This is a genomic window from Mycobacterium sp., from assembly GCF_044370595.1.
GTDB lineage: Bacteria > Actinomycetota > Actinomycetes > Mycobacteriales > Mycobacteriaceae > Mycobacterium.
On record NZ_JBILVF010000145.1, the window covers coordinates 1 to 8,883 of the forward strand.

Annotated in this window: 9 protein-coding genes, 1 tRNA gene and 1 pseudogene; 6 read left to right on the forward strand and 5 right to left on the reverse strand. The window is 66.6% G+C overall.

The genetic code is table 11. The features are described 5' to 3' along the window. Positions 1–190 precede the first annotated feature (190 nt). The 3 genes from ADBZ5N_RS15315 to ADBZ5N_RS15325 all read right to left on the reverse strand — a co-directional run bounded on the left by ADBZ5N_RS15315 (position 191) and on the right by ADBZ5N_RS15325 (position 3,231). Positions 191–267, reverse strand: a tRNA-Ile gene (locus ADBZ5N_RS15315). Between the two features lie 79 nt (positions 268–346). Beyond that, the gene (locus tag ADBZ5N_RS15320; protein WP_526258818.1) at positions 347–1,720 is read right to left on the reverse strand and encodes a metallopeptidase TldD-related protein; all 1,374 of its coding nucleotides are present in this window, start codon (positions 1,718–1,720) and stop codon (positions 347–349) included. Beyond that, on the reverse strand, positions 1,717–3,231 hold the full coding sequence (locus ADBZ5N_RS15325) for a metallopeptidase TldD-related protein (protein WP_526258820.1): 1,515 nt from the start codon (positions 3,229–3,231) through the stop codon (positions 1,717–1,719). Before ADBZ5N_RS15325 ends, ADBZ5N_RS15320 begins: the two co-directional genes overlap by 4 nt. Before the next feature lie 17 nt (positions 3,232–3,248). On the opposite strand from ADBZ5N_RS15325, the gene ADBZ5N_RS15330 reads away from it, so the two are divergent. Next, entirely contained in the window at positions 3,249–3,560 is a 312-nt protein-coding gene (locus ADBZ5N_RS15330; protein ID WP_526258822.1) for a hypothetical protein, read from the forward strand. A 38-nt stretch (positions 3,561–3,598) separates the two neighbouring features. Beyond that, entirely contained in the window at positions 3,599–4,459 is an 861-nt protein-coding gene (locus ADBZ5N_RS15335) for a carbohydrate ABC transporter permease (protein ID WP_526258832.1), read from the forward strand. A 2-nt stretch (positions 4,460–4,461) separates the two neighbouring features. Here the strand turns inward: ADBZ5N_RS15335 and ADBZ5N_RS15340 are convergent, their stop codons facing one another. Beyond that, positions 4,462–4,641: a hypothetical protein gene (locus tag ADBZ5N_RS15340; protein WP_526258824.1), complete on the reverse strand. Its 180-nt coding sequence runs from the start codon at positions 4,639–4,641 to the stop codon at positions 4,462–4,464. Between the two features lie 351 nt (positions 4,642–4,992). Here ADBZ5N_RS15340 and ADBZ5N_RS15345 point away from each other — a divergent pair, with 351 nt between their 5' ends. From ADBZ5N_RS15345 to ADBZ5N_RS15360, 4 genes are read left to right on the forward strand one after another with little or no spacing between them, the layout of a single operon-like run. After that, positions 4,993–5,757 carry an ANTAR domain-containing protein gene (locus ADBZ5N_RS15345; RefSeq protein WP_526258826.1) on the forward strand — a complete coding sequence of 255 codons (765 nt, stop codon included), beginning with the start codon at positions 4,993–4,995 and terminating at the stop codon, positions 5,755–5,757. Positions 5,758–5,762: 5 nt separating this feature from the next. Next, positions 5,763–6,491 (forward strand): GAF and ANTAR domain-containing protein, encoded by a 729-nt coding sequence (locus ADBZ5N_RS15350; protein ID WP_526258828.1) that lies wholly within the window; start codon positions 5,763–5,765, stop codon positions 6,489–6,491. A gap of 43 nt (positions 6,492–6,534) precedes the next feature. Continuing rightward, a complete protein-coding gene (locus ADBZ5N_RS15355) occupies positions 6,535–7,344 on the forward strand; it encodes a carbohydrate ABC transporter permease (protein ID WP_526258830.1) in 810 nt (269 codons plus the stop codon). 13 nt (positions 7,345–7,357) lie between these two features. Then, on the forward strand, positions 7,358–8,674 hold the full coding sequence (locus tag ADBZ5N_RS15360) for an ABC transporter substrate-binding protein (RefSeq protein WP_526258834.1): 1,317 nt from the start codon (positions 7,358–7,360) through the stop codon (positions 8,672–8,674). Here the strand turns inward: ADBZ5N_RS15360 and ADBZ5N_RS15365 are convergent. Further along, positions 8,671–8,883, reverse strand: a pseudogene (locus ADBZ5N_RS15365) (hypothetical protein); the annotation flags it as partial. The gene ADBZ5N_RS15360 and the pseudogene ADBZ5N_RS15365 overlap by 4 nt on opposite strands.

An 8,883-nucleotide genomic window follows, 5' to 3' on the forward strand; every position in this document is an offset into this window, starting at 1 on the left:
GGGTGGCGTAGTCAGCGTTTGCAAAGCTAGTCATCACACTGAAGCTCTGCTGGTTTCCTTCTCGGGATCTCTTGAATCCGTGAGCGTTGATGACAACCTTGAGGAATGGGAAGACGAGCTGGGGGTTGCTCACTTGAGCCGGCGCGAAGTACTACCGCTCAACGACTTGTACTGCCCGACTACCAGGAACTGGTAGGGCGGGTCGGACTTGAACCGACGACCAGCGGATTATGAGTCCGCGGCTCTAACCAACTGAGCTACCGCCCCCTGCCCCGGACCGACCCGGCGCGCTAAAAGAGTAGCGCCATCGGCGCGCAGGCCCGTTCCCGCGGTCGGCCGGCGCGGCCTACTGCGCCTGGCTCACCGAGGACATGTGGAAATCCGGGATCCGCAGGGTCGGCATGACCGCCCGGGTGGCCCAGTCGCTCCACTCCCGCGGCAGAGTCGTCTCGGCACGCCCGGCCTCGGTGGCCCGCCGCAGCAGATCCAGGGGGCTCTCGTTGAACCGGAAGTTGTTCACCGCCGCGGTGATCTCACCGTCCTCGATCAGGTACACCCCGTCGCGGGTGAGCCCGGTGAGCAGCAGCGTGGTGGGATCGACAGTGCGGATGTACCACAGCGTGGTCAACAGCAGCCCCCGCTCGGTGCCGGCGACCATCTCGGCGAGATCCTTTGTGCCGCCGGTCATCAGCAGGTTGTCCGCCGGCACGGCGGGCGCAACCCCGAACTCGTCGGCAGCGGCCCGCGGGTAGACCAGCGCCGAGATCGCGCCGTCGCGGATCCAGTCCACCCGACCGACGTCCATGCCGTTGTCGAACACCGACAGCCGCTCGGAGCTGGACGGGGTGTGCACGAACGGTGCGCACTCCAGTCCGGTGGCCAACGGGTCGGAGTACATCGTCAGCGGCAGGTCGGTGAGCTTCTCCCCCACCCGGGTCCCGCCGCCGGGTGCCGACAGTGCGGTGCGGCCCTCCGCCGCGCCGCGGCCGTCCATCGACCAGCCCAGGTAGATCATCATGTCGGCCACCGTCGAGGGCGGCATCAGCGTCTCGTAGCGCCCCGCGGGCAGTTCCACCGTGCGCTTGGACCAGTCCAGCCGCGTCGACAGGTCCATCAGCATCTGTTCAATCGGCACGTCGGCGAACCAGGGTGTGCTGATACCCGCCCACGCGCTGGCCTGCCCTCGTTTGGCGTTGATCTCCAACGACCCGGTCGGCTGGGTGTAGCGGCGGCGCACCCCGGTCGAGGTGGCCACAAACGTCGTCTCGACGATGTGGTGGGCGAAGCCGTACAGCCGCTCGCTGCGGCCGAAGCCACCCGACAGCCCGCGAGCCAGTTCGGCGAACGCCCCGGCCCCGGTGCCGGGCACCGGGTCGTCCCAGTCGGCGGGCTCACCGGCCCCGGCCAGCAGCGGGGCGGCGTCGCGGGCCTCGGGCGCAGTGTGCGCGGCCTTGTCGGCGTTGGCCACCAGATCCTCGATCGCGTCGGGGTCGACCACACTGGATCGCAGCGAACCCACGTGGGCGCGATCGCCGGTGCGGACGATCGATATCACCGCGGTGGAGCGACTGATGGACACTCCGTTGGTGGTCATCGAGTTCCCGGCCCACCGCAACGAGGCTTCACTGCGGTCGGTGACGATGACGATGGTCTCGTCGCACCGGTCGGCTTTCGCGGCCGCCTGCAGGGTCAACTCGACGGCATCCTGAGCGGGGATCACCGACCCGACTCTTCCAACGTGTTAAGCACATTCACCCCGCGGAACAGCGCCGACGGACACCCGTGGCTGACCGCCGCGACCTGACCCGGCTGGGCCTTGCCGCAGTTGAACGCCCCGCCCAGCCGCCAGGTCGAGGGCCCACCGACGGCCTCCATCGAGTTCCAGAAGTCGGTGGTGACGGCCTGGTAGGCGACGTCGCGGACCTGACCGTCGAGGCGGCCGCTGCGGATCCGGTAGAAACGCTGCCCGGTGAACTGGAAGTTGTAGCGCTGCATATCAATTGACCAACTCTTATCCCCGACGACATAGAGACCGTTGTCCACCCGGCTGATCAGATCCTCGGTGCTCAGATCCTGCGCCCCGGGCTGAAGCGAGACGTTGGGCATCCGCTGGATCGGCACATGGTGGGCGGAGTCGGCGTAGGAGCATCCGTTGGAGCGATCCAGACCCAGCTTGCGCGCGAACACTCGGTCGAGTTGGTAGCCGACGAAGATGCCGTCGCGCACTAGATCCCACTTCTGAGCCGCCACGCCCTCGGTGTCGTAACCGATTGTGGCCAAACCATGTTCGACTGTCCGGTCGGCGGTCACGTTCATCACCGGCGAGCCGTAGCGCATCAGGTTGAGCTTGTCCGGAGTGGCGAACGAGGTTCCGGCATAGGCGGCCTCGTAGCCGATCGCCCGGTCGTACTCGGTGGCGTGGCCGATCGACTCGTGGATGGTCAGCCACAAGTTCGTCGGGTCGATCACCAGGTCGGTGGGACCGGCGACCACACTGGGCGACTTGGTCTTCTCGGCCAGCAGCGTCGGCAACTCGGCCAGTTCGGCGGTCCAGTTCCACACCTGGTCACCGGCCACCGCCTCCCAGCCACGCCCGGTTGGCGGGGCCAGGGTGCGCATCGACTCGAAGCTGCCCGCGGCGGGATCAACGCTGACCGCCTCCAAGGCGGGCATGGTGCGCACCCTCTGCTGGGTGATCGTCGAGCCGAAGGTATCGGCGTAGAACATCTGCTCTTTGACGCCTGTGACCATGGCGGAGACGTGATGAACCCCATCGGAAGCCATCAGCCGGCCGGAGTAGTCCTCCAGTACGGCGATCTTGTCGGCGGTCGGCACCGTGAACGGGTCGGTTCGGTAATCCGACACCCAGATCGCGTCGCGGTAGACCGGTTCGTCGGCCAACTCGACCCGGTCGGCATTCAAGCTGGCCAAGGTGACCGCCACCCCGACCGCGTGGCGGGCCGATTCGGCGGCAATGTCGGGAGTCAGCCCGGCGTGGGAGGCAAACCCCCAGGTGCCGTCGACGAGTACCCGCACCGCCAGGCCGATGTCGCGGTCCAGCACCGCAGACTCCAGTTCGCCGTCGCGCAACTGCACGATCTCAGTGGTGAGGGCGTGCACCCGTAGGTCGGCATACCCGGCCCCGCCGGCGGTCGCCGCCGAGAGTGCCGCGTCGGCCAACTGACGCAACGGAAGGGCGAGGAACTCGTCGTCGACATCCCGTGAACTCACGGATCCACCGTAGCGGGGTGGCTCCCTGGCTAGTCTGGCAACCGACCACGCCGACCGACCCCATGATTGCGATGCCCCCACCTGCCCGCCGCTTTCGTATCCGCCCACTGGTGTGGGTGGGGTTGACGACCAGCGTTCTCGGTTCGGCCCCGCTGCTGTTGGTGATCGCGGCGTCCAAGATCGGCCTGCTCGATGATCCGAATCCGAACCCGGTCGGTCTCGGGATTCTGGCCGGGTTCACGTTCTGGCCGGGGATCGCCATGACTCTGATCGGGGCGGTGCTGTCGGTGGTCGACTTCCGCCGTTCCCGCGCGGACCGCTCAGCGTGAAACGGGGCGCAGGAGCGAAGCGACCCCGGAGTGTCCCGATCCGCCCGGCCCTGCTGGGCTACGGATTGCTGGCGCCGAGCTTGTTCGGGGTGGTGTGCTTCCTGCTGCTGCCGATGCTGGTGGTGGTGTGGCTGAGCCTGCACCGCTGGGACCTGCTTGGGCCGATACGCTATGTGGGGCTGGACAATTGGCGTTCGGTACTGAGCGACCCGACGTTCGGGAACTCGCTGTTGGTGACGCTGCTCTTCATCGCGATCGTGGTGCCCGCGCAGGTGGTGTTGGGCCTGGGTGCGGCGACCCTGCTGGCCCACGGACTGCCGGGCACGGGCTTATTCCGGGCGCTGTACGTGATTCCGTGGATCTGCTCTCCGCTAGCGGTGGCCGTGCTGTGGCGCTGGATCCTCGCCCCCACCGACGGCGCGGTCAGCACGGTGCTGGGGCATCGCATCGAGTGGCTGACCGACCCATCCCTGGCGCTACCGGTGGTCTCGGCGGTCACCGTGTGGACCAACGTCGGCTACGTCGCACTGTTCTTCCTGGCCGGGATCCTGGCCATCCCGCCGTCGATCCACGCCGCGGCCCGCATCGACGGGGCCGGGTCCTGGCAACGGTTCTGGCGGATCACCCTGCCGATGTTGCGGCCTACCTTCTTCTTCGTCTCGGTCACCGGGGTGATCAGCGCGGCTCAGGTGTTCGACACGGTCTACGCACTGTCCGGCGGCGGCCCGGCCGGGCGCACCGACCTTGTGGCACACAGGATTTACGCCGAAGCCTTCGGTGCGGCAGCCATCGGGCGGGCGGCAGTGATGGCGGTGGTTTTGTTCGCCATCCTGGTCGGGGTGACCGCTGCGCAGCACCTCTACTACCGCAGGAATCAGAACTACGAACTGTACGGCTGACGTTACTGTTCAGCGCAATCGGCAGGCAGCCGTGTCATGATGGCCCGCGCTGCCTTGATGGCGCCCAGTGCCGCCCCCAACTCTCGGCCTCCGGACTGGCTGCGTTGGATCAGCCAGGCGAGAAGTTCCTCAGTCTGAACCAGTCGGATTTGTGTGAGCCGGATTGCCAAATCGTTTGTCATCGCTCGACTTCCCCTATGTTTCCGGTGGACGAGGGAGGCGTAGCGGTCTGCGCTGGGGTATTCCCGCCGGACCCCTCGAACCGGCGGGAATACTTTGCCAACTCCGAAAAACGCTCAGAGCAGCGCACTGTGTTCACCTAGGCGAGGGCCCTGAGCAGAAAGTGAGGTGCACCGCCAAACGTCAACCCGTACGCAGCCGACTGCCGGGGACTAGGGAAGCGATGCACCTCAGACTGTAGGCCTGAATCGGCGTTCCCGCAACAGCACACCTGGGCCGGACGGCGCATGACATGATCAAGCGATGACGCAGGGGGCCGTCGATGCGCAGCCTTTGCCGACTCCGGCAGCAAGGTGAATTCCGGTGGCTCGGCCGATGCCAGAGCACGGTTCCTGGCAGCGGTCGAGCAGATCGCCGATCGCGACGGCGATGGGGCACGGCGCCTGTGCGGTGCCTGTGTGCTTGCCCTCCCCGTGCGGCGGGCCGGGATCGTGCTGAGCATGTCCGGTGCGGGCCTTGAGTTTCTCTCCGGAAGCGACCGTCTCGCTGAGCGCCTCGAGTGGACGCAAATCACCCTGGGGCAGGGTCCGGCGTTTGACGCGATCGGCAGGGGCGTACCGATTTCGATACCCGATCTGACCAAGGCCGAGGGTCTCTGGCCGGCGTTCCTGGCCGAGATCTCCGGTCACGCCATCGGCGGGATGTACGCGCTGCCCCTTCAGATAGGTGCGATCAAAGTGGGGGCCCTGGATCTCTACTGCGATGTCGGTGCACCGCTTGTAACCGCGGAATTCGCTGATGCGGTGGCGATTTCCGAACTCCTCACCGCTGTTCTTCTCAACACCGACCGCGATGGGCGACTCCCCGATTCACTGGGCTCCTGGTGGAATCAGCCGCTGGGCACACGAGAGGTGCACCAGGCGACCGGGATGGTCATGGCTCAACTGGGGACCGACGCCCGAACGGCCTACGTCCGTCTCCAAGGGTTCGCATTCGGGAACAACCTACTGCTCACCGATGTCGCAAACGACATCGTCAACCGGCGCCTGCGCTTGCACCCCGATCAGGGTGACGACGCTTCAAACCGTCCATCCGATGACCCACGTACGAAGGGATGAGACACATGGATAACGATAACTACGAACGACTGGCCCGGGCTTTCGTCGGCTTGGCCGACACCCTCGTCGAGGATTACGACGTCGTCGAACTTGCTCAGCAACTCGTCGATAGCTCGATGGTGCTGCTGCCGATCGCGGCGGCCGGAATCCTGATCAGAGATTTACACGGGGATCTCCAAGTACTCGCATCGAGCAGCGAGCAGACGCGACTGCTCGAACTGCTTCAAGTCCAAGCGGGCTTCGGCCCATGCCTTCTCGCCTACCAGACAGGTGAACAGGTCTTGGTCGATGACCTGCAGATCGACCAGCAGCGCTGGCCGGCGTTCGCGCAACGGGCCGCCGAATATGACTACCGCTCGGTATCGGCCCTGCCATTGCGGCTACGCAGCGAGCATGTCGGTGCGCTCAATCTTTTCCGGCACGAGCCACATGCACTCAACGCGACCGATCTCGCTGTCGGTCAGGCCCTCGCCGACGTCGCGACGATCGGGATCATGCACCAGCGAGTCGTGACCCGGGCAGAGCTGATCGGCCAGCAGTTGCAGACCGCACTCAACACGCGGGTGGTGGTCGAGCAGGCCAAGGGCGTGATCGCCGAGCGCGGCGGTGTCGATATGGATCGTGCGTTCTTGCTGCTCAGGAACTACGCCCGGCGCACCAACCAACGACTCGCCGACGTCGCGCGCGCGGTCGTGGAGCAGGGCGATACGACGGAGATCCTCGACGGCAGGTGACGACGGCACACCGGGGTTGACGGCCCGCGATTACAGTCCAGCTGTGACCCGACGTGCGCTGATCTACGCCGGTCTGTTGGCCGCCGCAGTGCTGACCGTGGCGCCGTTCACCCTCGGCCTGCTCACCTCGTTCACCTCCGCGCAGCAGTTCGCCACCGGCACGCCGCTGTCGCTGCCCGATCCGCCCACTCTCGAGAACTACACCGCACTGGGCGGGGCAGGCTTCGGCCGCGCCGTGATGGTGACTGCTCTGATGACAGCGATGATCACCATCGGCCAGCTGGTGTTCTCGGTGCTGGCCGCCTACGCGTTCGCCCGCCTTGAATTCCCGGGTCGAGACACCCTGTTCTGGGTCTACGTCGCGACGCTGATGGTGCCGGCCACGGTGACCGTGGTTCCGCTGTATCTGATGATGGCTGAACTGGGTTTGCGCAACACCTTCTGGGCGCTGGTGCTGCCGTTCCTGTTCGGCTCGCCGTACGCAATCTTCCTGCTGCGGCAGTACTTCCGCTCCATTCCCAAGGATCTACTCAACGCCGCACGCCTGGACGGGGCCAACACCCTGGACGTGATCGTGCATGTGGTGGTGCCGGCCAGCAAGCCCATCCTGGCCACGCTGACGCTGATCACCGTTGTCTCCCAATGGAACAGCTTCATGTGGCCGCTGGTGATCACCAGTGGCGGCAAGTGGCGGGTGCTGACGGTGGCCACCGCGGGCCTGCAGTCGCAGTACAACGCGCAGTGGACGCTGGTGATGGCCGCGACCACGGTGGCGATCGTGCCCCTGGTGGTGCTGTTCCTGGCGTTCCAAAAGCACATCGTGCGCTCGATCGTCGTCACTGGATTGAAGTGACGGGCCGGACGTGATCCCCCGGCCCCGGTTCTCCACGATCATGCTGGCCGCACTGCTGGCCGTCGCACTGGTGCTGGCCGGGGCGGTGATGTGGCTGGGTCGCAGCGACGATCCGTCCGGGAAGACCGTCGTCACGGTTCGACTGTGGGACGACCAGGTGGCCGCCGCCTACCGGGAATCATTCGCCGAATTCAGCCGCAGGCGTCCCGACATCGAGGTGCGCACCACGCTGGTGTCCTACGCAGGTTACTTCGACACGCTGCGCACCGATGTGGCCGGCGGCGGCGCCGATGACATCTTCTGGATCAACAACTCCCACTTCGCCGAATACGCCGACAACGGCCGGCTGATGCCCATCAGCCCGTCGGCGGACTGGGAGCCGTCGGTGGTCGGCCAGTTCACCCGCGGCGGAACGCTATGGGGGGTGCCGCAACTGACCGACGCCGGTATCGCGCTGTACTACAACGCCGACCTGCTCGCCGTCGCCGACATCACCCCGCAGATGCTGGCCGACGCCCGCTGGGATCCGGATCCGGACGAGGACACGCTGCGGGCCCTGCTGGCCCGGCTCACCGTCGATGCATCCGGAAAGACCTCCGCCACAGCCGGATTCGACCCGCGCCGGATAAGGCAGTGGGGGTACAACGCCGCCAACGACCTGCAGGGAATCAACCTCAATTACATCGGCTCGGCCGGCGGGGTGTTCAGCGACAGCGATGAGTTCGCCTTCGACAATCCGCAGGCCGCCGCCGCACTGGGCTACGTCGTCGACCTGATCAACACCGACCACGTCGCTCCCCCGGCCTCCGACACGAACGACAACGGCGACTTCTCCCGCAACCAGTTCCTGTCCGGACGGATGGCGGTGTTCCAGTCCGGCACCTACAACCTGGCCCAGGTCGCCGGCCAAGCCCGGTTCAGATGGGGTGTGACGATGCTGCCCGCAGGCCCTACCGGGCGGGTCAGCGTGACCAACGGCATTGTGGCAGCAGGTAATCCGGCCACCAGCCACCCCGAAGCAGTGCGCGAAGTGCTGGACTGGCTGGGCGGGCCCGGCAACGCCTACCTCGGCCGCAGCGGCGCAGCCATCCCGGCGGTGCTCTCGGCCCAGCAGGTGTACTTCGACTACTGGCGCGCCAAGGGGGTGGACGTCGCCCCGTTCTTCGCCGTTCTCGACGGACCTCGCATCGCCGCCCCGGGCGGGGTCGGTTTCGCGGCGGGCTTTCAGGCCATCAAACCGTTCTTCGACGAGATGTTCCTGGGCCGCCGGCCGGTGGCCGAGACGCTGGCCGTGGCCCAGCGTGCCGCGAACACCGCCGCGCAGCGCTAATCCCCGCGTGAAGGTGCGTGGACGGCAGACCCGCCCAACCCCTTGACCTCCAGCACGATCGCGACCACCGAGATCACCGCGACGACGCCCAACGCCACCCAGTCGTTGCGCCGAGGCCGTGACGGGGCGGCCGAGATCTGCCCGGTGCCGCCGCGTGCGGTGATGGCGTCGCCCATCTCGTCGGCGCGGCGCAGCGCCACGGTCACCCC

What these genes read in the sequence shown, in the direction of transcription:
- ADBZ5N_RS15340 (WP_526258824.1), bottom strand. Translation starts at nt 4,641, where the DNA reads ATGACAAACGATTTGGCAATCCGGCTCACACAAATCCGACTGGTTCAG.
- ADBZ5N_RS15350 (WP_526258828.1), top strand. Translation starts at nt 5,763, where the DNA reads ATGGATAACGATAACTACGAACGACTGGCCCGGGCTTTCGTCGGCTTG.